The sequence below is a fragment of the Terrabacter sp. P2_E3 genome (genome assembly GCF_056403915.1).
Genome location: NZ_JBFUEN010000009.1, coordinates 339216 through 361621, shown reverse-complemented (window position 1 = coordinate 361621; position 22406 = coordinate 339216). Strand labels below are relative to the sequence as shown.

Genomic DNA, 22406 nt, shown 5'->3' with positions numbered 1-22406 from the left:
CTCAGCGGCTCGCGATGACCGTCAGCGCCGGGCCGGCGGCGGCGTCATGGCCGTGGACAGGTGATGTGGGGCCCGATCTCGTCGGCGGACTCGGCGCCGTAGGCCCCGGCGAGCCGCTCGAGGAAGCGCTCCTTGCCCAGGGCGTACTCCTGCGTGCCGACCGTCTCGATGACATAGGTGGCGAGCATCGAGCCGAGCTCGGCGCAGCGCCGGACCGGCAGACCCGCCGCGAGACCGGTGAGGTAGCCGGCCCGGAAGGCGTCGCCGACGCCGGTCGGGTCGGCCTTGCGCACCTCGCGGGCGATCCCCACCTCGACGGGCTCCTCGCCGCGCACGCGGACGGTGACGCCGTCCTTGCCGCGGGTCTTGACCTGCACCCGGACGCGGTCGGCGAGCTCGTCCTCGCTCCAACCGGTCTTCTGGCAGGCGAGGTGGCTCTCGTACTCGTTGGTGAAGAGGTACTCGGCCCCGTCGATCAGGCGTGCGATGGTCGGCCCGTCGCAGAACGCGAGCTGCTGCGAGGGGTCGGCCGCGAACGGGATGCCGCGCGAGCGGCACTCGTCCGAATGGCGCAGCATCGCCTCCGGGTCGTTGGCGCCCACGACGACGAGGTCGAGGCCGCCGACCCGCTGGGCGACCGGCGCGAGCTCGATGTCGCGCGCCTCGGTCATGGCCCCCGCGTAGAACGTCGCTATCTGGGCCATGTCGCGGTCGGTCGTGCAGATGAAGCGCGCCGTGTGCTGGGACTCGGAGTAGTGCACCGCGCCGCAGTCGACGCCGTGGCGCTCGAGCCAGCTGCGGTAGTCGGTGAAGTCCTCGCCGACCGCGCCGACGAGCAGCGGACGCTGACCGAGGTTGGCCATGCCGAACGCGATGTTCGCGGCGACCCCGCCCCGGCGGACCTGCAGGTCCGAGGTGAGGAACGACAGGGAGATCTTGTCGAGCTGCTCGACGACGAGCGAGTCGGCGAAGAGTCCGTCGAAGGTCATGAGGTGGTCGGTGGCGATGGAACCGGTGATGGCGATCTGCACAGCACGAACCTACCCGGGATCGCTGCCCCACCGACGCCGGCCCGACGCCGGCCCGACGCCGGCCCGACGCCGGCCCGGTGACGGCTCGGTGACGGCTCGACACCGGCCCGATGACGCCCGCCGACGGCGAAGGGCCCGACCGTGACGGTCGGGCCCTTCGGACGTGCGGTGCGGCGTGCGCCGTGGCGCGGGCGGCTCAGCTGAAGGAGTCGCCGCAGGCGCAGCTGCTGCCCGCGTTGGGGTTGTCGATGGTGAAGCCCTGCTTCTCGATCGTGTCGGCGAAGTCGATCGTGGCGCCCTCGAGGTAGGGGGAGCTCATGCGGTCGACGACGACCTCGACACCGTCGAAGTCGCGGACGAGGTCACCGTCGAGGCTGCGCTCGTCGAAGTAGAGCTGGTAGATCAGGCCCGAGCATCCGCCGGGCTGGACACCGACGCGCAGGCGGAGGTCGTCACGACCCTCCTGCTCGAGCAGGCTCTTGACCTTCGTGGCCGCGACGTCCGTCAGGACGACACCGTGGGCGGGAGCCTCGGTCTGAACCTCGGCGGGAGATGCGTTCGTCTCGACACTCATGTGTTGGTCCTTCACGTCGTGGAGCATGGGTCGGAAGAGAGAACCCATGCCGCGCCGGATGTGTTCCCGACGTCTCCAAGGATACGTCGCCCCCCACCCGAATCGTGCATCCTCCCCCCGTCCGGCGGCTCAGGATGTGGACGGCGACCAGGTGCGCGCGACGCGTGCCGTGCGGTCGGCGAGGCGTGCGGCGGGCTCGGCGATGGCGGCGGCGACCTGGTCGGGACGCTCCGCCACGGCATACACCCCGGAGAGGCCGGCCGTCATGGCCTCACGGCGGCCGACGAGCGACTGACCAGGGACGGCGATGACCGGCACACCGACGCGCGCAGCCGCCTCGGCGACGCCGACGACGACCTTCCCGCGCAGCGACTGCCAGTCGAAGCTGCCCTCGCCCGTGACGACGAGGTCGGCGGAGGCCACGAGGTCGGCGAACCCGACGGCGTCGAGCACCGCCTCGACCCCGGACACGCGGCGCGCTCCGAGCAGGTGCAGGGCGTAGCCGAGCCCACCGGCTGCTCCGGCTCCGGGTTCGCGCTCCGGCTTGAGCAGGGTGCCGGTCAGCAGGTCCTTGGCCGGCGGCCGAACCCGGGCCACGACGCTCGCGAAGTGGCCCAGCGCGTTCTCGAGCCGTTGGGCGTCCTCCTCGGACGCGCCCTTCTGGGGGCCGAAGACCGCGCTCGCCCCCTTGAGGCCGAGCAGCGGCGAGTCGACGTCGCTGGCGATGACGAGGTCGACGCCCCGCAGCCGGTCGCGCGCGGCGTCCAGGCCGGCGACGTCGTCGGGCGTCGCGGCGGCGAGCGCCAGCCCGCCGCGCCCGAGGCGGGCGGAGGGCCCGACCCCGAGGGCGCCGAGCAGGCCGGCCCCCGCGTCGTTGGTGCCCGACCCGCCGAGCCCGATGACGATGCGCCGGGCGCCGGCGTCGAGGGCCGCGAGCACGAGCGTGCCGACCCCCGAGGTCGACGTCACCGTGGGGTCGCGCTCGTCCGGGGCGAGCAGGTGCAGACCGGCCGCCTGCGCCGACTCCACGTATGCCGTCCGGCCGCCCGCGCCCGTCGTCAGCAGGATGGTGCCGGGCACCTCACGGCCGAGCGGGTCGGTGGTCACGACGGCGTGGACCTCCCCCGCGAGCGTCTCGGCGAGGACGTCGACGAAGCCGGGTCCGCCGTCGGAGAGCGGCACGAGCGTGACACGGTCGCCCGGCGCCGTCCGCCCCCAGCCCTCGGCCATCGCGGCCGCGGCCTGGGACGCGGTGAGCGTGCCGGTGTAGCAGTCGGGAGCGAAGATGACGTGCACGTGCGGCATCCTCCCATCCGGCCAGGTCGTGCCGCGTCCCACCCGCGGCCGAGGTGATCGCGGCACGACCGTGGGCGACGCGATCACCTCGACCCGCAGTGGATGTCGGCGCGAGGGGCGGAAGTCAACGGTGCGGCAGGAAGAGGCCGGCGTCGCCGAACTCGTGCCAGGCATAGCGGCGCGCCACCGCCTCGTCGTACGCCTGCTGGGCCAGGTCGGCCCCCGCGACCGACTCGACGAGGAGCAGGTGCGAGGCGTCCGGGTTGTGCCAGCCGGTGACGAGCCCGTCGACGACGCGGGCCGGACGGTCCGGCGAGATGACGACCTCGGTCCAGCCCGCCGCCGCGCGCGCCCGGCCGTCCGGACCGGTCGCCGACTCGATGGCCCGCGTCGCCGTCGTGCCGACGGCGACGACCCGGCCCCCGCGGTCGCGCACGAGGTTGACGAGGGCTGCCGTCTCCCCTGACACGGCGAACCGTCCGGGCTGCGGCGCCTCACCGGCCTCCTGTGACGACAGGCCGGTGTGCAGCGTCACGGGAGCGACGAGGACGCCCGACGACACGAGCCCGGTCACGAGGTCGGCGGTGAACGGTCTGGCGGCGCTCGCCATCTCGGCGCTGCCCGGCAGCCGGGCGAAGACCGTCTGGTAGTCCTCGAGCGGGAACCTCGAACGGAGGTAGCCGTAGGCGACGGGCCGGCCGTGCGTCACGAGGTGCTCCGCGAGGGTGCAGTCGTCGAGCTGCGTCGCCCGCCACAGCCGGTTGCCGTGTCCCGTCGGGGACGAGTCGGGCCTCGGGTAGGGAGCCTCGAGGCGCAGCCGGGGGCCGCCCGCCGCGAGGTCGACGACGTCGCCCTCGAGCGCGTCGAGCACCGGGTGCCGCGCGTCGGGGGCGGTGCGCAGCTCCACGACCCAGGTGCAGTCGTCGAGCTCGGAGGCCACGTGGACGACGACGGCGCCGCGTCCGACCACCCGACCGTCGATCTCGCCCGCCACGGTCGCCGAGTTGTTGACGAGGAGCAGGTCGCCGGGCGACAGGTGGTCGCCGATGGCGGCGAAGGTCGTGTGCTCGACGCGCACGGTTCCCGAGGAGGACCCCGAGGCGACGAGCAGGCGGACGCCGTCCCGGTCGAGACCTCTCCGCTCGGGCGGCGCGTCGGCCGTGAGGTCGTCGGTGACGCGGAAGACGGTGTGCGGGACGTGCGCGAGGGCCGCGGTCACGAGGCCACCCCCGACGTCGCCGCGAGCAGCTCGGCAGCCCGGTACCGACCGCTGGCGGGTCGCGACGCGAGCAGCGCCAGGATCCCGGGCAGGGCGACCTCCTCCGGCAGCGGCCGGTCGCCGATGTCCTCCCTGGGGAACGCCGCCTGGTGCATCGCGGTACGCATGTCGCCGGGGTCGAGGGCGTAGGCGCGGATCGAGGGCACCTCCGCCCCGAGGGTCAGCGTCAGATGGTCGAGCGCGGCCTTGCTGGCGCCGTAGGCGCCCCACGTCTCGTAGTGCTCGACGCCGGCGTCGGACGAGATCGCGAGGACCGTCCCTCCGGCGGCCTCGAGCGACGGCAGCAGCGAGCAGGTCAGGGCGTGCGGCGCGACGACGTTGACGGCGAGCACGGCCGCGAGGTCGTCCGTTGTCAGGTCGCGCAGCGGACGCAGCGGGAGCGGGCCGAGGGTGCTCGCGTTGTGGACGAGCAGGTCGAGGCCGTCCGGACCGGCCGGCCCGGTGACGACGTGGGCGACGTCGTCACGGTGGACGGCGTCGCTGACGTCGCCGGCGAGGCCGACGACGTCGTGACCGTGGTCGCGCAGGGCGGAGACGGTCTCGGCGAGACGGTCGGCGAGGCGGGCGGTGACGACGAGGTCCCAGCCCCGGACGGCGAGGGCCTCGGCGAGGGCCCGGCCGAGCCCCTGGGTGGCACCGGTGACGAGTGCGGTGGGCATCATGACTCCTGTGTGGTCGTGGGTCGATGGCCACAGCGTCAGACATCAAGTTCACTTGAGGTCAAGTGCCCGAGCGCTGGCAGCGCTCGGGGCGGCATACGATCTGCACATGACGACCGACACGGCATCGGCCCCGGCTCCCGCTCCGCTCCCCCTCCTCGTGCTCGGGCAGGGCACCGACCTGCACACCGAGCGCGGCGTCGAGTGCCCGGGCGACCTTCCGGCGGCGTCCGACCCCGACCTCGTCGAGCGGGCGCGCGCGGCCAAGGCCGCGCTCGGGGACCGCGTCTTCGTCCTCGGGCACCACTACCAGCGCGACGAGGTCATCGAGTTCGCCGACGTCACCGGTGACTCGTTCAAGCTCGCCCGCGACGCCGCCGCCCGGCCGGACGCGCCCTACATCGTCTTCTGCGGCGTGCACTTCATGGCCGAGTCCGCCGACATCCTCACGAGCGACGAGCAGACCGTGATCCTGCCCGACCTCGCCGCCGGCTGCTCGATGGCCGACATGGCCGCGATCGCCCAGGTCGAGGACTGCTGGGAGCAGCTGACCGCGGCCGGCGTCGCCGCGCAGACGATCCCGGTCACCTACATGAACTCCGCCGCCGCGATCAAGGCCTTCACCGGGCGCCACGGCGGCACGATCTGCACGAGCTCCAACGCCCGCACCGCCCTCGACTGGGCCTTCGAGCAGGTCGGTGGCGTCGGGCTGGACGGGACCGGCACCGGCAAGGTGCTCTTCCTGCCCGACCAGCACCTCGGCCGCAACACGGCCGTGCGCGAGCTCGGCCTGTCGCTCGACGACTGCGTCGTCTGGGACCCGCACCGCCCGAACGGCGGCCTGACCCGGGAGCAGCTCGAGAACGCCCGGATGATCCTCTGGCGTGGACACTGCTCCGTGCACGGCCGTTTCTCCGTCGACGCCGTCGAGGCCGCCCGCCGCGAGATCCCCGGCGTCAAGGTCATCGTCCACCCCGAGTGCCAGTACGAGGTCGTCGAGCGGGCCGACGAGGTCGGCTCGACGGAGAAGATCATCCAGACGATCGCCGCCGCCCCGGCCGGCACGTCGTGGGTCGTCGGCACCGAGCTCAACCTCGTGCGCCGCCTCGCCCAGCAGTTCCCCGAGCAGCGGATCGCCTTCCTGGAGAAGAACGTCTGCTACTGCTCGACGATGAACCGCATCGACCTCCCGCACCTCGTGTGGGCGCTCGAGTCCCTCGTCGAGGGCCGGGTCGTCAACCCGATCCGCGTCGACCCGACCGTGGCCGCCGAGGCGCGAGCCGCGCTCGACCGGATGCTCGCCCTGCCCGGCACCACCCACAAGGACTGACGCCCGGTGGCGGCCACCGCAGGCGACCTCCACCGGGTCGCCGTCGTCTCCGACGTGCACGGGAACGTCACGGCGTACGAAGCCGTGCTCGCCGACATCGCCCGCCGCGGCATCGAGTACGTCGTCAACCTCGGCGACCTCATCGGCAAGGGCCCGCGTGGGTCGGAGTGCATCCGGATGACGCGGGAGCGCGCCATCCCGACCGTCCGGGGCAACTGGGACACCTTCATCGCGCGCGACACCGTGCAGCCGTGGGAGCACGGCCAGTGGGTGCGCGACACGCTGTCAGAGGACGAGCGGCATTGGCTCGCAACGCTGCCCAACGTCCACGAGATCGTGCTGAGCGGCCAGCCGATCCGCTTCTTCCACGCCTCGCCGGTGAGCGAGTTCCACCGCGTCTTCGCCCCGACGACCGAGGAGGAGCACCGGGCCTTCGTCGCGCAGACCGCGTTCACGGGCGACGGGCCGGTGCCGACCATCGTCGGCTACGGCGACATCCACGGCGCCTACCTCGCCGTCGACTACGGCATCACCGTCTTCAACGCCGGGTCGGTCGGCAACGCCCTCGACGGTCCCGGCGCCCCTTACGTCGTCCTCGAGGGCGCGCTGCCCCGTGCGGACCTCGACGAGCCCGCGGGCCACGTCGGCATCACCTTCGTCCGGGTGCCCTACGACGTCGAGGCCGAGGTCGCGGTGGCCGAGGAGCTCGGGATGCCGGGCGCGGACGCGTACGCCCTCGAGCTGCGCGAGCAGCGCTACCGCGGCTCGGCGGTCCCTGCCACCTGAGCCGCCGGCCGGCCCTGGCCCGCCGTTCCGGTGTGGATGGTCCTACCGATGGTGCTGCGTCTGGTGGGGTGATCGCCCCACCAGACGCAGCACCATCGCGCGGGTCATCGGCTGCCCGTCCACCGATGGCGTATGCCGTCCGCCTCAGCGGGTGGGCCGCAGCGCTCCCAGCCGGGCGAGGAAGACCGCCTCGGCCACGCAGACCTTCTCGAACTCGCCGAGGTGCAGCGACTCGTTCGCGCCGTGGGCGCGCGTGTCGGGGTCCTCGACGCCCGTGACGATGATCGACGCGTCGGGGAAGCGGGCCGAGAAGTCGGAGATGAACGGGATCGAGCCACCGACCCCCATGTCGACGGGCTCGGTGCCCCAGGCGTCGGCGAACGACGCACGCGCCTCGTCGTAGACGGGTCCGTTCGCGTCGGCGGCGAAGCCCGAGCCGTGCTCCTCGAGCTCGACCGTGAGCCTGGCCCCCCAGGGAGCGTTGGCCTCGAGGTGCTCACGCACGCGGTCAAAGGCCACGAGGGGGTCCTGGGTCGGGGCGAGGCGGACGGAGATCTTGGCAGCGGCCTTGGCGGACAGGGTGTTCGACGCCTTGTCGATGGACGTCGCGTCGATACCGATCGTCGTGATCGAGGGCTTGTTCCAGAGCCGGCTGAGGATCGAGCCGGACCCGATGAGCGACACGTCGTCGAGCAGGCCCGACTCCGCGCGGAAGCGCTGCTCGTCATAGTCGATGTCGGCGGCCTCGCCCGCGTCGAGACCGGCCACGGCCACGTTGCCGTCGGCGTCGTGGAGCGAGGCGAGGAGGCGCACGAGGGCGGTGGTGGCGTCGGGTGCCGCGCCGCCGAACATGCCCGAGTGCACGGAGTGGTCGAGCGTCTGGACGCGGACGACGACGCGGATGCCGCCGCGCAGGGTCGTGGTGAGGGCGGGCGTGCCGATGTCCCAGTTGCCGGAGTCGGCGATGACGATGGCGTCGGCAGCGAGGCGGTCGCCGTGCTTCTCGAGGATCGTGCCGAGCGACGGCGAGCCGGACTCCTCCTCCCCCTCGACGAAGACCGTGACGCCGACCGGCAGGTTGCCGGCGTGCGCGCGCAGTGCCGCGACGTGGGCCATGACGCCGGCCTTGTCGTCGGCCGCGCCGCGGCCGTAGAGGCGCCCGTCGCGCTCGACGGGCTCGAACGGCGAGCTGTCCCAGTCGGCGTCGTCGCCGGGGGGCTGCACGTCGTGGTGCGCGTAGAGCGTCACGGTCGGGGCGCCAGCGGGACCGTCGAGGTGCCCGATGACCGCCGGGCGGCCGCCCTCGACGACGACCTCGACGTCGAGGCCCTCGCGGCGGAGCAGCTCGGCGACGGCCTCGGCGCTGTGCGCCACCTGGCTCTGGTCGAAGGAGGAGGCCGAGACGCTCGGGATGCGCACGAGCTCCTCGAGGTCGGCCCGCACCTGCGGCATGAGCTCGGCCACGCGGTCGCGGATCTGCTGGATCTGGTCGGGGGTGAGGGCGTCGTCAGTCACGAGCCGACCCTACCCACGCCACGGGCGGGCCCACGAGGCAGGCGAGGACCGTGTCAGCCGCTCCCGGGGGCGCCCGCCTCGGCAGGTGTCGTCCCCTGTGGGTAGGTTCGGCCGATGGCCGACAACACCTTCGTGGCCGGGCAGGACCCCTGGCTCGAGAGACTGGGCAACCTGCGCAACGTCGTACGCCAGGAGATGGTCACCCGACAGCTCGCTGCACACCTGCCTCGTGGTCCGCTCCGCGTCCTCGACGTCGGCGCCGGCCAGGGCACCCAGGCGCTGCGTCTGGCGCGCCTCGGCCACACGGTCACCGCCGTCGAGCCGGACGGGCGCATGCGCGCCACCTTCGAGCAGGCCGCTGCCGGGCTCACCCCGGAGCAGCGCGACCACGTGACCCTCGTGGCCACCGACCTCGCCGGGCTCGCGAGCGTGACGCGGCCGACGGCATACGACGTCGTCATGTGCCACGGCGTGCTCATGTACCTCCCCGACAGCCGCGCCGCGGTCGCCGGCCTGGCCCGCCGGGTCGCGCCGGGCGGCATCGTGTCGATCGCGGCCCGCAACGGCGACGCCATGGCCTGGCGCCCGGCCGGCCGGCATGACTGGTCCGCTGCCCTGGCGATGCTCGACGAGACGCGCCGCGCAGCCGAGCAGGGCCGGGATGCCCGCTACCGCAACGAGATCGGCGTCGACGCGCGCGCAGACACGCTCGCCTCGTTGACGGTCGACTGCGAGGTCGCGGGCCTCGAGCTCGTCGCGTGGTACGGCATCCGCGTCGCGAGCGACGACGTCGGGGTGGACGAGCCCGCACCCACGGGCGACGAGCTGGCGACGCTGCTCGACGTCGAGGAGCGGCTCGGCTCGACCGACCCCTACCGCGCCCTCGGCACCCTCGTGCACGTCATCGCCCGCCGCACGGCCTGACTCAACCGTCGTGACCCGCGCGGGACCCGGCTCCGGGGCTGACGTCCGGACCCGGGCGTGCTTGGCTCGGACCATGGACGCCGTCGACCGGGTGCAGCAGGCCTTCGCCGCCGTGCCTCGGGCCGGCTTCCTCCCCCGCGGCGCCCGGTCCCGCGCGGGTCACGACGGCCCCATCCTCATCGGGCACGGGCAGACGAACTCGCAGCCGCGGACGGTCGCCGACATGTTGCGCCTCCTCGACGTGCAGCCCGGGCAGCGCGTCCTCGACGTCGGCTCGGGCTCCGGATGGACGACCGCCCTGCTCGCCCACCTCACCGGACCCACCGGCGAGGTCGTCGGCGTCGAGCTCGAGCCCGCCCTCGCGCGATGGGGTGCCGCGAACCTCGCCGCCACCCGGATGGCGTGGGCCGAGATCCACGAGGCCGCCGCCGGGGTGCTCGGCGCCCCGGACCGTGGCCCCTGGGACCGCATCCTCGTGTCCGCCGAGGCGCAGACCCTGCCCCAGCCGCTCGTCGACCAGCTCGGCGACCCCGGGCGGCTCGTCCTCCCCGTCGCCGGCTCGATGACGCTCGTCGTGCGCGACCACGGCACGCTCGTGACGAGCCGGCACGGGCACTACCGCTTCGTCCCGCTCCGCACGACCCCCGGGGACTGACCGCGAGGGGTCGTATGCCGGGTGGCCGCGGGCGCGATGCGGGCCCAGGACGCCCTTCGGCTTAGAGTGTCCCCGTGTTCGGACGCAAGAAGACCCTCAACGAAGACCTCGCACCCACGGCCTCGACCGACGCGTCGGCACGCGCCGGGGCGAAGAACCGGCCCACGCCGAAGCGGCGCGAGCAGGAGGCCCTCAACAAGCGTCCCCTCATCGTCACCGACCGCAAGGCCGCGACGAAGCAGGACAAGACGGCCCGCCGCGAGGCGATGGCCAAGCAGCGCGCCGGCATGATGACGGGTGACGAGAAGTACCTCCCGGCCCGCGACAAGGGCCCCCGTCGCCGGTTCATCCGCGACACGGTCGACGCCCGCTGGAACATCGGCGAGTTCATGCTGCCGATCATGCTCATCGTGCTGCTGCTCAGCTTCGTCCGGACGAACTGGGCCCTGCTGCTCGTCTTCGTCCTCGTCTACGGCCTCATCCTCGTGGCCATCGGCGACGCCCTCCTCATGTGGCGCCGCACGCGCCGCAAGATGGACGACAAGTTCGGCGGCGCCGAGAAGGGCGACGCGTGGTACGCCATCATGCGCGCCTTCCAGATGCGCCGCACGCGCATGCCGAAGCCGCAGGTCGCCCGCGGCGAGCACCCCGCCTGATCCGCCCGTGCCGGGTCGGACGGGGTGACGGCCGACCGCCTCGGTCAGCCCTGCAGGTCGGCGAACGCCAGCGGCGCCCGCGTCACGGCATACGTCGCGAAGTAGAGCTTGTCGACGGAGCCGTCGGCGGCACGCACGACCTCGAGCACCTCGCCGCGCTCCCGGCCCGCCACGGCGCGGAAGCGGTCGGTGCCCTCCGCGGCATACCGCGTCTCCGACAGCGGCTCGTCGTCGGCGAGCCTGGACCACAGCTCGCCGCCGCGCACGAAGAACGTGATCGGCGACCCCTCCGACCACCAGAGGCCGAGGAGCTCGGTCAGGGCGGGCTGAGCCGTCTCGGGCACCCACGCCGCGGTCAGAGCCGGTTCGGCGTCGACGACGGCCTCGACGAGGTCGGTCGCGAGCCCGAGGGTCAGGGCGCCGGAGGTGGCATTGGCGAAGACGATCGCGCCGACACCGTCCTTGCGCCGGACCCGCAGGCCGGTGAGGAAGCCGGGCATCGCGCCGCCGTGGCCGACATAGACCCGGTCGCCGCGGCGGCCCATCCCGAAGCCGAGGCCGTAGGCACCGCTCCAGCCGTCGACGTCGGTCATGATGATCGGCCGGCACATCTCCTCGACGGTCTCGGGTCGCACGACCCGGTCGTCGGGGTTCGCGACGTAGGCGGCGTAGCGCGCCATGTCGGCCACGGTCGACCACAGGCCACCCAGCGGTGCCGTCGCGTTGAGCGTGAAGAGCGGCTCCTCGCTCGCGGTGCCGGCGTACGGGTCGACCTGGTAGCCGAGTGCCCGGTCGTCGGCGGGCGTCAGGCCGGTGCGGTCCATCCCGAGCGGCTCGAGCACCCGCTCGCGGACGACGTGCTCCCAGTCCCGGCCCGTGACGCGCTCCACGACCTGGCCGAGGAGGCCGTAGGCGAGGTTGGAGTAGTGGAAGGCGTGGTGGGCGGGGAGCACCTGCTCCGCCTCCTCGACGCCGGCGAGGAACTCGTCGCGCTCGGGGGCCACGAGGCTCTCCCAGATGTTGCCGACCGGCTCACGCTGCAGCCCGGAGGCGTGGGCCAGCATCTGCCGCAGCGGGACCCGCGCGTGCTTCGTGCCCGGCACGTACGTCTCGAGCGCGTCGTCGAGGGACAGCAGGCCCTCGTCGCGCAGCGACATGACGGTCAGGGCCGTGAACGTCTTCGTGACCGAGCCGATCATGAACTGCGTGTCGTCGGTGGCGGGCGCGGGCTGCGACCCGAGCCGGGCCGACCCCACGTGCGCCGACCAGACGAGCGCGCCCTCGCGCACGACGCCGACGCTGACGCCGGGAGAGCGCCAGGTGCGCTGGGCCGTGACGACCCGGGCGAGCAGGTCGCGCTCGAGCCCCGCCGACAGCGCCGTCTCCGACGGGCTGCCGGCCCCGTGCGGCGCGCTCACTCCGCGGCCCGCAGGCTCATCGGGCCGTAGACGACGGTGTCGTTCTCGCGCAGGGTGACCGCCTCGACCCCAGCGTCGAGCAGCTCGCGCCACGACTCCCCCAGGTAGCTCTCGGCGTCGCTCTGGGTCGGGAATCCCGAGGTCGTCACGCCCTCACCCTCCACCGGGTTGCCGTGCGCATCGAGGAACAGCCAGGACCAGTCAGCACTCATGCGGCCACCCTAGTTGGCACGCCGTTTGACGGGCGCAGGCCCCGCGTGCGACGGTTCGCCTAACCGAAGGACGATGGGGCAAGCCGGTGTGACTCCGGCGCTGACCCGCAACCGTGATGCCACCTCCCGCCGCCGTGCGGCCCGGGGTGACCAGCCGGAAAACCCGCGTCCCACCGGCTCCTTTGTCAGTCTGTCGTGGAATGCGGACCGGAGTCACCCCGCCGGGCCGGCCGCAGCCAGCAGACCCGACATGGTGTCCCACCGCGAGGAGGAAACCGTGTCCCCTGTCCGTCGTGCCCCGCTCCGGGTCGTGCTCGCCGCGCTCGTCGCCGCCTGCCTCTCGGCCCTCACCATCGCGCCGGCCCACGCCGCTGCGTACCGCTACTGGGGCTTCTACCAGCTCTCCGACGGCGCCTGGACCTTCGCGCAGAAGGGCCCGGACCAGACGACCCCCAAGGACGGCAGCGTCGACGGCTGGCGCTTCGCGGTCGCCGACGAGGCCTCGACCCGCTACCCGCGCGCCGTCCTGACGTTCGAGCAGGTCTGTGGCACCACTGCGGCCGTGTCGGGCAAGAAGCGCGTCGGCCTCGTCGTCGACTTCGGCCGCCCGGCCGATGCCGCCGACGGCGCCACGCCGCCCGAGCCCAAGGCCCTGTGCGCGGTCGTCGCCACGGACGCGACGAGCGCGGCGGTGCTCGCCGTCGCCGGTGACGTGCGCACCGAGAAGGGCCTCGTCTGCGGCGTCGACGGCTACCCGACGAGCGACTGCGGCGGTGCCGTCAAGGAGGTCAGCCCCGAAGCCAAGGCCGCCGACCAGCCGGTGACCATCGCCGCTCCGGCGGCCACGCCGTCCGTGTCGGCCTCGACCCCGGCCGCCTCGGGCACCGACGTCGCCGCGGCGCCGACGTCCGGTACGTCGGGCGGGACCGTTGCGGCCTACGTCATCGCGGGCCTCGTCCTGCTCGCGCTCATCGGCTACCTGCTGATGCGCTCGCGGTCGCGCGCTCGCCAGGACGGCTGAGGAGCCACGACGAGCGTGGCGCGACTCCAGCGCAGGGCCCGGCTCCAGCACCCCGCAGCCTGGTGGCTGTGGGGGCTGGGCCTGGCCACCGCTGCGTCGCGCACGACCAACCCGGTGCTGTTGCTGCTCGTCATCGGGGTCTGCGTCCTCGTCGTCGACGAGCGCCATGACCCTGCCACGGTCAACCCGCTGCCCGCCTTCCTCGCCATCGGTGCCGTCATCGTCGCGTTCCGCATCGTCATGACGGCCCTGCTGGGCAACGGCATCGTCGGTGAGACCGTCGTCATGACCCTGCCGAGCGTGCCGCTGCCGGACTGGGCGGCGGGCGTGCGCATCGGCGGGACGGTGACCCTCGAGTCCCTGCTGTATGCCGCCTACGACGCCCTGCGCCTCGCCGCGGTCCTCGCGTGCCTCGGTGCCGCCAACGCGCTGGCGAGCCCGCGCCGACTGCTGAGATACCTGCCCGCCACCCTCTACGACGTCGGCACCGCCGTCGTCGTGGGGCTGACGTTCGCGCCGCAGCTGCTGACCGACGCCCGCGAGGTGCGCGCAGCGCGCACGCTGCGCGGTCGTGACGGCCGCGGCCTGCGCGAGATGGCCCGGCTCACGGTGCCCGTGCTCGAGACCGCGTTCGAGCGGTCGCTCGGGCTGGCGGCGTCGATGGAGTCCCGTGGCTACGGCCGCGCCGTCCGCTCCACGACGACGAGCCGTCGGGCCGCGACGGGGCTCGCCCTCGCCGGCCTCGTCGGGGTCCTCGCCGGTCTCTACGGCCTCCTCGACTCCTCGGCCGGAGGGGTGCTCGGGCTGCCGGTCCTCGTGCTCGGCGCGCTCCTCGCCGGCTCGAGCCTGCTCGTCGGTGCGTCGCGCGACCCCCGGTCGGGCCACCGCCGCGACCGCTGGACGTGGACCGAGACCGTGACGGTCGTCGCGGGCGCCGTGCCCGCCGCGGTCCTCGTCGTCGGCTCGGTGCAGGGCTGGGAGGGCATCGTGCCGAGCCAGCAGGGCGAGCTGCCCGCCGTGCCCCTCATCGCCGTCCTCGCGCTGCTCGTGGCCGCCCTCCCCGCCTGGCTGTCGCCCCGTCCCCGGGAGGTCGCACCGTGATCACCTTCGAGCACGTGTCGGTGCAGTATGCCGACGCCCCCGCTCCCAGCCTCCACGACGTCACGCTCGAGATCCCCGAGGGCGAGCTCGTCCTCGTCGTCGGCCCCACGGGAAGCGGCAAGTCCACGCTGCTGCGCACCATCAACGGGCTGGTCCCGCACTTCAGCGGCGGCACGCTCACCGGACGCGTCACCGTCGACGGGCTCGACACGGCCGAGCACCGTCCTCGCGACCTCGCGACGGTGGTCGGCCTCGTCGAGCAGAACCCGTCCTCGACCTTTGTCACCGATGTCGTCGAGGACGAGGTCGCCTACGGCATGGAGACGATGGGGCTGGACTCGACCACGATCCGCCGCCGCGTCGAGGAGACCCTCGACCTCTTCGGGCTGACGCCGCTGCGCGCCCGGGCGTTGCGCACCCTCTCGGGTGGTCAGCAGCAGCGGGTCGCGATCGCCGCGCTCTTCGCCGCCGGCCCTCGAGTCCTCGTGCTCGACGAGCCGACGTCGGCCCTGGATCCCGTTGCGGCAGAAGAGGTCCTGGCCTCGCTCCATCGCATCGTGCACGACCTCGGGGTCACCGTCGTGCTGGCCGAGCACCGGCTCGAACGCGTCGTGCACCATGCCGACCGCGTCGTCCTCGTCGACGAAGGACACGTGTCCGAGCTGCTCGACCCCGCCGAGGCGATGCTCCGCTCCCAGATCTACCCGCCCGTCGTCGGTCTCTCCCGCCTCGTCGGGTGGTCGCCGACGCCGCTGTCCATCCGCGACGCGCGCCGCAAGGCGGCCGCCCTGCGCGAAGCCCTCGGCACGAGCACACCGCGCCCCGTGGCAGACCTCAGGGTGATCGGGCCCGCCGACGCGGTCACCGTCGACGGCCTTCGCGTCTCGCGCGGCGGCCGGGTCGTCCTCGACGGTGTCGACCTCGCCGTGGCGCGTGGCTCGGTGACGACCCTCATGGGCCGCAACGGCGCGGGCAAGTCGACGCTCCTCGGAGCCATCGCGGCCCAGCACCGGCTGGCCGGGGGGACGGTGCGCGTCGGGGCAGGAGTCGTCGACCCGCACGCGAGATCCGCCCGCGAGCGGGTCCGCACCGTCGGGCTCGTGCCGCAGCAGCCCGAGCTGCTCCTCTACGCCGACACCGTGGCGGCCGAGTGCACCGCGGCCGACGAGGACTTCGGCGCCGCCCCGGGCACGGCCCGCGGCCTGCTCGACCGCATCTCCGGGGGCATCGACCCCGCGGTGCACCCGCGCGACCTCTCCGAGGGTCAGCGGCTCGAGCTCGCGCTGGCCGTCATCCTCTCGGGGTCACCGGAGGTGCTCCTGCTCGACGAGCCGACGCGCGGGCTCGACTACGGGGCCAAGAAGCGGCTCGGCGAGATGCTCACCGGCCTCGCAGCACAGGGGACGACCGTCGTGCTCGCCACCCACGACGTCGAGCTCGCGGCCGAGGTCGCCGACCGTGTCGTCATCCTCGCCGACGGGGAGGTCGTCACCGACGGCCCGGCACGCGAGGTCCTCGCGTCCTCGCCGGCCTTCGCCCCGCAGGTGACGAAGGTGCTCCTCCCCCAGACCTGGCTCACCGTGGCCGAGGTCGCGGGCGCCCTCGCGAGGATCGCATGACCGGGCGCCGGGTCATCCCGCTGCGCTGGCCGGCGGTCGTCGCCGTCGCGGTGGTCGGCGTCGTCGGGCTGGTGGCGTTCACCTGGCCCTTCTTCGTCACCGGGGACTTCGCGCGCGACCACGGCAACGACGCGCCCTGGCTCTTCGCCGTCCTCCTCGGGCTGCTCGCGGTCGTCTGCCTCGCGGAGGTCACGGCCGGACGCCTCGACGCCAAGACGATCGCCGTCCTCGGGGTGGCGGCAGCGGCCGGCGGTGGGCTGCGCCTGCTCAGCGCCGGCACCGCCGGGCTCGAGCCGATGTTCTTCATCGTCATCGTGGCCGGGCGCGTGCTCGGGCCCGGCGTCGGCTTCGTCTCCGGCGCCCTCGCCGTCACCACAGGGGCGCTGCTCACGGGTGGCGTCGGCCCGTGGCTGCCCTTCCAGATGATCTGCGCCGGGGGCATCGGGCTCGGTGCCGGTCTGCTGCCGGCCCGCGCGGGAGGACGCGCCGAGCGGTGGGTGCTCGCGGCATACGCCCTCGTGACGGGACTCGCCTTCGGGCTCTTCATGAACCTCTGGTTCTGGCCCTTCCTCGGGACCAACGCGCCCAGCGGGATGGGCTTCGTCCCCGGAGCACCGCTCTCGGAGAACCTCGCCCACTACGGCCTCTTCTACCTCGCCACGTCCCTCGCGTGGGACCTGCCGCGGGGCGTGCTCAACGCGGTCCTCGTCCTGCTGGCCGGTCCGGCGCTGCTCCGCGTCTTCCGCCGCGGAGCCCGACGGGCGGCCTTCGGGGTGCCGGTCGTCTTCGAGCCGACACGGGCGGCGGGCGCCGACGTCGACTCGCGGCTGCAGGGCGCCGGGGGCGCCCGATGAGCCGCGCGCACGGAGCCCGCACGACGACCCTCGTCACGGGGCCGGTGCGCAGCGGCAAGAGCCGGCACGCCGAGGACCTCGTCGCGGACCACGACGACGTCACCTATGTCGCGACCGGTCGTCGGGCCGATGCGTCCGACCCCGAGTGGAGCCGGCGCGTGGAGGACCACCGGACGCGCCGTCCCGCGACGTGGCGGACCGTCGAGACGACGGACGTGGTCAGGGTGCTCGACGCTGCCACGGGCCCGGTTCTTGTCGACTGCCTCGGCACGTGGCTCACGGCGCTCGTCGATGCCGCGAGCTGGGACGACCTCGACGCTGCTGCCGACGCCGTGCGTCGCGAGGGCGACCGGCTCGTCGAGTCACTCTGCACCGCAACGGTGCCCGTCGTCATCGTGACGAACGAGGTCGGCTGGTCCCTCGTGGCGACGACGGCCTCGGGGCGCCTCTTCCAGGACGAGCTGGGCCGCCTCAACGCCCTCGTCGCGGCGGTGGCGGCGCGCGTGCATCTCGTCGTCGCCGGACGCGTCGTCGACCTCAGCGACGCCCCCGTCGTGCCTCGCGAGCCCCGGCCGAGGACGCTCGATGCGTGACGCCTGGCGTCTCGCGTTCGGCACCTTCACCGCGCTCCGCGTCGGCCCTCCGGAGCACGTCACCGACGTCGTGCTCGGCCGCGCCATGCTGATCGCGCCCCTGACGACGGCGCCCGCCCTCCTCGCCTGGGCCGCCCTGGGGACGGTGTCGACGACGGGGTGGGCTCCCGCCGGCGTCGTGGCCGTGCTGGCCCTCGTCGTCACGGCGCTGCTGTCGCGGGCGCTGCACCTCGACGGGCTCGCGGACCTCGCCGACGGGCTCACCTCCGGGCACGAGCCTGCGCGCTCGCTCGAGGTCATGCGACGCGGCGACACCGGTCCGGCCGGTGCTGCGGCGGTCGTCCTGGCCCTCCTGCTCGACGCCGCCTGCCTCACGACCCTCCTCGGCGGTGCCCTCGGCACGGCGATGGCCGTCGTGGCCCTCGTGGCGAGCCGCATCGCGTGCGCGGTGTGCACGCGGGACGGCATACCTCCGGCCCGTGCCGACGGGCTCGGTCAGGGCGTCGCCGGCACCGTGTCCCGGGCGCACCTGCTGGGCCTCGTCGCCGCGGTCGCCCTGCTGGCCGGCCTCGCGGTCGCGGGGGTGTCGGCTGTGCTCGGCGGCACGTCGTGGGCCGGGGGCGTCGGTGCGGTCGCTGTCGTCCTCGTCTCGGTCGCCGGGGCCGTCGGCACGCGACGGCACGCGGTCCGGCGCCTGGGCGGGGTCACCGGAGACGTCATCGGTGCCGCGATCGAGGTCGCCCTGGCCGCCGGTCTCGTCACGGCCACTCTGGTCGTCACTGCCCTCCCCCACCCCTGACCGTCGAAAGGCCACGTCCAGGACGCCGTGGCCGTCACGGATTGACGCCCGCGCCGGGCACGCCCCGCATGAGCGACCTCCGGGCTTGTAGTCAGGACCTTCGGTCCGACCTCGGGGGACTTCCAGCCCATCCGCGGGGGGCACGGGGGCGGTTGACTTGGCTCGTGGGCAATCTGACCCACATCGGAGTCGAGTTCTCGACTCATCTGCAGGAGAGACGTCATGAGTCAAACAATCCCTGGCCCGGCTGCAACGAACGTCGCAGCATCCACGACACGCCCCGGCACCGGCTTCGCTGTCACGAGCATGATCCTCGGGATCCTCGCCGTGCTCTTATCGTTCGTTCCGTTCCTGAACATCGGCCTGTGGCCACTGGCGATCCTCGCCATCGTCTTCAGTGGCATCGCTCTCGCGAAGAAGTACCCCGGTCGCGGGATGGCGATCACCGGGCTCGTGACAGCGCTCGCCTCCATCGTCGTGTTCTTCCTCATGTACGGGGGCGCTGCGGCCACGTCGGCCCTGTGACGCACCATCCCACAGCGTCCGACGACAACCCGCTCGGGCGCTTGTGGTGTCGGCTGCGTGACGCTCGCCCGCATACGACGTGTGTCACAGCACACACGATGCAGCAGCCTCTGCAGCTCCGTCCGCCTGCGGGTAGCCGACGGCCGGCGAGTACGCCTGTGCACCTCCCGCCCGTCGAACGGCCGCGTCCGCCCTGCCCTCCCATGTCGAACGCCGCTGGCGTCTCGACGGTTGACGTCGGGTGGGTCAGCGGCGAAGGCGCGCCGCGACGGGTCCCGGGAGCCGGCTGCGCCAGTCGGCCTTGGGCGACTCGCGCCGCACCTCGGCGATGCGCTCGCGACGGGCACGTTCGACCGCCGGGGACTCGAGCGCGGGCCACGGCTCGGACCGCTGGGTGGCGCGGGCCAGCACGAGGTCGGCCAGCTCCGGGTTGAGCGCCAGCAGCGGGCCGTGCAGACGAGTGCCGAGGATCGACCCGGCGAGCACACCCTCGGTCGTGCCACCGAGGGCGTCCTCGGTGCGGTTGCCCGACCCGACCTCGAGCGTGAAGAGGGCGCGCGCGCCGTCCTCGCGGACCGTGCGCAGGTCGTTGGCCTCCCAGCCGATGAGGGCGGGCAGGTCGAGGGAGGCATCCGGTCGGGTCACGACGGTGCCGGTGACCTCGGGAGCCGAGTGGATCCTGACCGGCGCGAGACCGAGCCCCTGGTGCCGAGCACCGGCCGGGTCGACCCACGAGCGGGCGACCGCGTCGAGACCGGCGTCGACGGCGAGCAGCACCGCGCCGTCCGAGACCCGTGCCGCGAGGTCGGTCGAGGTCAGCGCCTCGACGAGCGCCGCCACACCGCCACGTCCGGTGCCGCCGACGAAGTAGACGTCGGCGTCGACGAAGGAGTCGGCCCGGTCGACGGTGACGGTCTCGACCGACAGGTCACGGGCGGCCCCGCGGCGCACGAGCGCACTCGCGTTGGCCTCGTCGGCCGCGGCGACCGTGGCGAGCGGGAAGAGCGTGGCGACGGTGAGTGCCCTGCTCAATGGGTGCCTCCTCGGAACTGCTTGGAGATGCGTCGGAAGGCCGGGTAGTTGCAGGCCACCATCACCTCGCCCGGTGCGTGCGCGCGAACGGCCGACTCGATGTCGGGGGCCTCGACGACGTCGGCGCCGGCCGCGTCGAGGATCGCCACCGCGTCCGCCGTGCGCCCGCCCGTGACGGCGACGCGCTCGCCGGCGAGGCGCTGGAACGGCGCCTCCCACATCGTGGCGGTGTCCTTGGGTCCGAAGGGGTCGACGGCCACGACGAGCGGCCGGTCGGTCGAGACGGCGACGTCGATCGCCTCGGCCCACCCGGCGGGGTTCTTGAGCATGAGCAGGCGGGCGGCGTGGTCGCCGAGGCGGTAGGGCGCGTAGCGGCCGTCGACGTCGGCGACGGCGCTGACCCGCTCGGCGGCCTCGGCCACGTCGACGCCGAGGGCGTCGGCGGCCGCGAGCGCGAAGGCGCCACCCACCGGGCCGGTGCGGCCGGGCACCGTGACCTCGATCCGGGTGCGCTGGCCGGCGTGCTCGACGGCCCAGCCGTTCCCGTCGGGCACGACCTTCCAGTCGGGCTCGGGCCGCGAACGCCGGCAGCCGGGGCAGCTCCACGAGTCGTCGGTGAAGTCCTGGACCGAGCCGCAGGCCGGGCAGATGAGGGCGTCGCCGCGCCAGTAGAGGCCGCCGCTGACGCCGATGCGGTGCGGCGCGGTCTCGAAGGCCCAGCTGACGAGCGGGTCGTCGACGTTGACGATGGCGACGCAGTCGTCGGGCAGGGCGGCAGCGGTGCGGCGCCAGTGCTCGAGCGTGCTCCTGAGCGAGACGCCGCGGGTGTACTCGCGCGAGCTGTTGAGCACGACGACCGCCTTGGGCCGGGTGCCGCGTGCGACGGGCTCGAGGTAGACCTCGTCGACCTCGAGGGCCGCGAGCCCGGACGTGCGGTCGGCCGAGAGGGCGGTCACGATCCCGTCGGTCATGTTGGCGCCGGTCGTGTTGCTCACCACCGCGCCGCCGGGGGTGATCGCCGCCGCCACGAGTGCCGTGACGGTGCTCTTGCCGTTCGTCCCGGTGACGAGGACGCTGCGCCGGTCACCGGCCACGGCGCGGAGCACCTGAGGGTCGACGCGGAGGGCGAGGCGGCCACCGATCATGGAGCCGGAGCCCTTGCCGAGGGCCTGTGAGAGCCGTCCCGCCGACCGTCCCGTGGCCAGCGCCAGGCGGGCGCGGAGCGGATCGCGTGCGTCAGACAAAAGCGGTTACCCTTCTCGACATCGTGGGTCGCGCCGCTCGGCAGCGAGGGGCGACCGCTCGGTGACATGCCAGATCGACAAGCCAGATCGTAGCCGCAGCACCGGTTCTCCCGGTCCGCGGGTGGACGAGGAGGAGACCGCGTGCGAGCCACCGATGTCGGGATCGAGATCGGGACGGGGCGCTCGGGTCCACTCAACGCGATCACCGACGTCGAGGGCGTCCGGGTCGGTTACAGCACGATCGTTCACGGTGAGGGCGAGATGACGGTCGGCCAGGGACCGGTGCGCACCGGCGTCACCGTCGTGCTCCCCCACGGCGGCCGCGCCTCCACCGAGCCGGTCTTCGCCGGCTACCACCGGCTCAACGGGTTCGGCGAGCTGACCGGCCTCGAGTGGCTGCACGAGTCGGGCATGCTCTCGAGCCCCATCGCCCTGACCAACACCGACAGCGTCGGGGTCGTGCGCGACTCCCTCATCGCCCGCGAGACCCGCGTGCCCGGGCGGATGCCGATCATGCTGCCGGTCGTCGGCGAGACGTGGGACGGCATCCTCAACGACATCAGCGGACAGCACGTCACCCGCGAGCACGTCCATACCGCCTTCGACGACGCGCGCACGGGCGCCATCGCGGAGGGCAACGTCGGCGGTGGCACGGGCACGCAGTGCTACGGCTTCAAGGGCGGCACCGGCACGGCCTCGCGGGTCGTCGACCTCGGCGACCGCCACTTCACGGTCGGCGTCCTCGTCCAGGCCAACCACGGCGACCGCAAGCACTTCGAGGTCAACGGCGTGCCGATCGGGCACGTGCTGACAAAGAAGGTCGTGCCCTTCCCGCGCATGTCCGAGATCACCCGGGTGCCGCCGCCGGGCACCGGGTCGGTGCTCGCCGTCGTCGCCACGGACGCGCCCCTCCTCCCCCACCAGCTCAACCGGCTTGCCCAGCGAGCCGGGCTCGGCATCGCGAAGTTCGGCGCCCGCGGTGACAACTACTCCGGCGACCTCATGATCGCCTTCTCGACGGCCGCGCACGGGATGCCCGACCAGGGCCCCGGCGCCCGCACCGAGATCGGCATGCAGGTCGAGATGCTCGCCCTCGAGTACTTCGACGCGATGTTCGGAGCCGTCATCGAGGCCACGGCCGAGGCCATCCTCAACGCGATGCTCCAGGCCGAGACGATGGAGGGCCGCGACGGACTGACGATCCACGCCCTCGACGGCGAACGACTGGCGAGCATCCTCGACCGCCACGGCCGGCGCCGCTTCTCCTTGCGCGAGTAGCGACT

General features: G+C 73.6%; 23 protein-coding genes and 1 riboswitch. Of the genes, 13 read left to right on the top strand and 10 right to left on the bottom strand.

Annotated features, from left to right (window positions below; all coding sequences use genetic code 11):
• Positions 1-44: 44 nt before the first annotated feature.
• The 5 genes from AC1DW8_RS14130 to AC1DW8_RS14110 all read right to left on the bottom strand — a co-directional run bounded on the left by AC1DW8_RS14130 (position 45) and on the right by AC1DW8_RS14110 (position 4839).
• The gene (locus tag AC1DW8_RS14130; RefSeq protein ID WP_478094784.1) at positions 45-1031 is read right to left on the bottom strand and encodes a carbohydrate kinase family protein; all 987 of its coding nucleotides are present in this window, start codon (positions 1029-1031) and stop codon (positions 45-47) included.
• 196 nt (positions 1032-1227) lie between these two features.
• Complete coding sequence (erpA, locus tag AC1DW8_RS14125; protein WP_020145450.1) at positions 1228-1605, bottom strand: iron-sulfur cluster insertion protein ErpA; 378 nt, start codon at positions 1603-1605, stop codon at positions 1228-1230.
• Between the two features lie 129 nt (positions 1606-1734).
• Positions 1735-2901, bottom strand: coding sequence for a glycerate kinase family protein (locus tag AC1DW8_RS14120; RefSeq protein ID WP_478094953.1), 1167 nt, complete (start codon positions 2899-2901; stop codon positions 1735-1737).
• Positions 2902-3025: 124 nt separating this feature from the next.
• Positions 3026-4120, bottom strand: coding sequence for an S-adenosylmethionine:tRNA ribosyltransferase-isomerase (locus tag AC1DW8_RS14115; RefSeq protein ID WP_478094782.1), 1095 nt, complete (start codon positions 4118-4120; stop codon positions 3026-3028).
• A complete protein-coding gene (locus tag AC1DW8_RS14110) occupies positions 4117-4839 on the bottom strand; it encodes an SDR family NAD(P)-dependent oxidoreductase (RefSeq protein ID WP_478094780.1) in 723 nt (240 codons plus the stop codon). Before AC1DW8_RS14110 ends, AC1DW8_RS14115 begins: the two co-directional genes overlap by 4 nt.
• Positions 4840-4948: 109 nt before the next feature.
• Between AC1DW8_RS14110 and nadA the strand changes: the two genes are divergently transcribed.
• On the top strand, positions 4949-6169 hold the full coding sequence (gene nadA / locus AC1DW8_RS14105) for a quinolinate synthase NadA (protein ID WP_478094778.1): 1221 nt from the start codon (positions 4949-4951) through the stop codon (positions 6167-6169).
• 6 nt (positions 6170-6175) lie between these two features.
• Entirely contained in the window at positions 6176-6955 is a 780-nt protein-coding gene (locus AC1DW8_RS14100; protein WP_056781159.1) for a metallophosphoesterase family protein, read from the top strand.
• A gap of 144 nt (positions 6956-7099) precedes the next feature.
• Here the strand turns inward: AC1DW8_RS14100 and AC1DW8_RS14095 are convergent, their stop codons facing one another.
• Positions 7100-8470 (bottom strand): dipeptidase, encoded by a 1371-nt coding sequence (locus tag AC1DW8_RS14095; protein WP_056825168.1) that lies wholly within the window; start codon positions 8468-8470, stop codon positions 7100-7102.
• A 114-nt stretch (positions 8471-8584) separates the two neighbouring features.
• Between AC1DW8_RS14095 and AC1DW8_RS14090 the strand changes: the two genes are divergently transcribed.
• From AC1DW8_RS14090 to AC1DW8_RS14080, 3 genes are all read left to right on the top strand, one after another.
• The gene (locus AC1DW8_RS14090) at positions 8585-9394 is read left to right on the top strand and encodes a methyltransferase domain-containing protein (protein ID WP_056781163.1); all 810 of its coding nucleotides are present in this window, start codon (positions 8585-8587) and stop codon (positions 9392-9394) included.
• Between the two features lie 73 nt (positions 9395-9467).
• The gene (locus AC1DW8_RS14085; protein WP_478094775.1) at positions 9468-10049 is read left to right on the top strand and encodes a protein-L-isoaspartate O-methyltransferase family protein; all 582 of its coding nucleotides are present in this window, start codon (positions 9468-9470) and stop codon (positions 10047-10049) included.
• A 74-nt stretch (positions 10050-10123) separates the two neighbouring features.
• Positions 10124-10705, top strand: coding sequence for a DUF3043 domain-containing protein (locus AC1DW8_RS14080; RefSeq protein WP_056781169.1), 582 nt, complete (start codon positions 10124-10126; stop codon positions 10703-10705).
• Between the two features lie 44 nt (positions 10706-10749).
• Here AC1DW8_RS14080 and AC1DW8_RS14075 read toward each other — a convergent pair whose 3' ends face one another.
• On the bottom strand, positions 10750-12123 hold the full coding sequence (locus tag AC1DW8_RS14075) for a serine hydrolase domain-containing protein (RefSeq protein ID WP_056781172.1): 1374 nt from the start codon (positions 12121-12123) through the stop codon (positions 10750-10752).
• Positions 12120-12335, bottom strand: coding sequence for a hypothetical protein (locus AC1DW8_RS14070; RefSeq protein WP_056781174.1), 216 nt, complete (start codon positions 12333-12335; stop codon positions 12120-12122). The genes AC1DW8_RS14075 and AC1DW8_RS14070 overlap by 4 nt, the downstream gene beginning before the upstream one ends.
• Positions 12336-12388: 53 nt before the next feature.
• Positions 12389-12502: riboswitch (cobalamin riboswitch) on the top strand.
• 110 nt (positions 12503-12612) lie between these two features.
• Between AC1DW8_RS14070 and AC1DW8_RS14065 the strand changes: the two genes are divergently transcribed.
• The 7 genes from AC1DW8_RS14065 to AC1DW8_RS14035 all read left to right on the top strand — a co-directional run bounded on the left by AC1DW8_RS14065 (position 12613) and on the right by AC1DW8_RS14035 (position 18847).
• Positions 12613-13356 (top strand): SCO2322 family protein, encoded by a 744-nt coding sequence (locus AC1DW8_RS14065; RefSeq protein WP_478094772.1) that lies wholly within the window; start codon positions 12613-12615, stop codon positions 13354-13356.
• Between the two features lie 15 nt (positions 13357-13371).
• Positions 13372-14457 carry an energy-coupling factor transporter transmembrane component T gene (locus tag AC1DW8_RS14060; protein WP_478094770.1) on the top strand — a complete coding sequence of 362 codons (1086 nt, stop codon included), beginning with the start codon at positions 13372-13374 and terminating at the stop codon, positions 14455-14457.
• Complete coding sequence (locus AC1DW8_RS14055; protein WP_056825158.1) at positions 14454-16076, top strand: ABC transporter ATP-binding protein; 1623 nt, start codon at positions 14454-14456, stop codon at positions 16074-16076. The genes AC1DW8_RS14060 and AC1DW8_RS14055 overlap by 4 nt, the downstream gene beginning before the upstream one ends.
• The gene (locus AC1DW8_RS14050; RefSeq protein ID WP_478094767.1) at positions 16073-16930 is read left to right on the top strand and encodes an ECF transporter S component; all 858 of its coding nucleotides are present in this window, start codon (positions 16073-16075) and stop codon (positions 16928-16930) included. The genes AC1DW8_RS14055 and AC1DW8_RS14050 overlap by 4 nt, the downstream gene beginning before the upstream one ends.
• A complete protein-coding gene (locus tag AC1DW8_RS14045; protein WP_478094765.1) occupies positions 16927-17523 on the top strand; it encodes a bifunctional adenosylcobinamide kinase/adenosylcobinamide-phosphate guanylyltransferase in 597 nt (198 codons plus the stop codon). Before AC1DW8_RS14050 ends, AC1DW8_RS14045 begins: the two co-directional genes overlap by 4 nt.
• Positions 17516-18322, top strand: coding sequence for an adenosylcobinamide-GDP ribazoletransferase (locus AC1DW8_RS14040; RefSeq protein WP_478094763.1), 807 nt, complete (start codon positions 17516-17518; stop codon positions 18320-18322). The genes AC1DW8_RS14045 and AC1DW8_RS14040 overlap by 8 nt, the downstream gene beginning before the upstream one ends.
• A 306-nt stretch (positions 18323-18628) precedes the next feature.
• Positions 18629-18847 (top strand): hypothetical protein, encoded by a 219-nt coding sequence (locus AC1DW8_RS14035; protein WP_056781195.1) that lies wholly within the window; start codon positions 18629-18631, stop codon positions 18845-18847.
• Between the two features lie 246 nt (positions 18848-19093).
• Here the strand turns inward: AC1DW8_RS14035 and AC1DW8_RS14030 are convergent, their stop codons facing one another.
• On the bottom strand, positions 19094-19879 hold the full coding sequence (locus AC1DW8_RS14030) for a hypothetical protein (RefSeq protein WP_478094761.1): 786 nt from the start codon (positions 19877-19879) through the stop codon (positions 19094-19096).
• Positions 19876-21123 carry a Mur ligase family protein gene (locus AC1DW8_RS14025; protein ID WP_056781201.1) on the bottom strand — a complete coding sequence of 416 codons (1248 nt, stop codon included), beginning with the start codon at positions 21121-21123 and terminating at the stop codon, positions 19876-19878. The genes AC1DW8_RS14030 and AC1DW8_RS14025 overlap by 4 nt, the downstream gene beginning before the upstream one ends.
• 141 nt (positions 21124-21264) lie before the next feature.
• On the opposite strand from AC1DW8_RS14025, the gene AC1DW8_RS14020 reads away from it, so the two are divergent.
• Positions 21265-22401, top strand: a complete 1137-nt coding sequence (locus tag AC1DW8_RS14020; RefSeq protein WP_056781205.1) for a DmpA family aminopeptidase — start codon at positions 21265-21267, stop codon at positions 22399-22401.
• Positions 22402-22406: the final 5 nt, after the last annotated feature.

Excerpts from the sequence above, each read along its gene's own strand:
- erpA (WP_020145450.1), bottom strand. The coding sequence starts at position 1,605 with ATGAGTGTCGAGACGAACGCATCTCCCGCCGAGGTTCAGACCGAGGCT.
- AC1DW8_RS14110 (WP_478094780.1), bottom strand. The coding sequence starts at position 4,839 with ATGCCCACCGCACTCGTCACCGGTGCCACCCAGGGGCTCGGCCGGGCC.
- nadA (WP_478094778.1), top strand. The coding sequence starts at position 4,949 with ATGACGACCGACACGGCATCGGCCCCGGCTCCCGCTCCGCTCCCCCTC.
- AC1DW8_RS14090 (WP_056781163.1), top strand. The coding sequence starts at position 8,585 with ATGGCCGACAACACCTTCGTGGCCGGGCAGGACCCCTGGCTCGAGAGA.
- AC1DW8_RS14085 (WP_478094775.1), top strand. The coding sequence starts at position 9,468 with ATGGACGCCGTCGACCGGGTGCAGCAGGCCTTCGCCGCCGTGCCTCGG.
- AC1DW8_RS14070 (WP_056781174.1), bottom strand. The coding sequence starts at position 12,335 with ATGAGTGCTGACTGGTCCTGGCTGTTCCTCGATGCGCACGGCAACCCG.
- AC1DW8_RS14050 (WP_478094767.1), top strand. The coding sequence starts at position 16,073 with ATGACCGGGCGCCGGGTCATCCCGCTGCGCTGGCCGGCGGTCGTCGCC.
- AC1DW8_RS14045 (WP_478094765.1), top strand. The coding sequence starts at position 16,927 with ATGAGCCGCGCGCACGGAGCCCGCACGACGACCCTCGTCACGGGGCCG.
- AC1DW8_RS14040 (WP_478094763.1), top strand. The coding sequence starts at position 17,516 with ATGCGTGACGCCTGGCGTCTCGCGTTCGGCACCTTCACCGCGCTCCGC.
- AC1DW8_RS14035 (WP_056781195.1), top strand. The coding sequence starts at position 18,629 with ATGATCCTCGGGATCCTCGCCGTGCTCTTATCGTTCGTTCCGTTCCTG.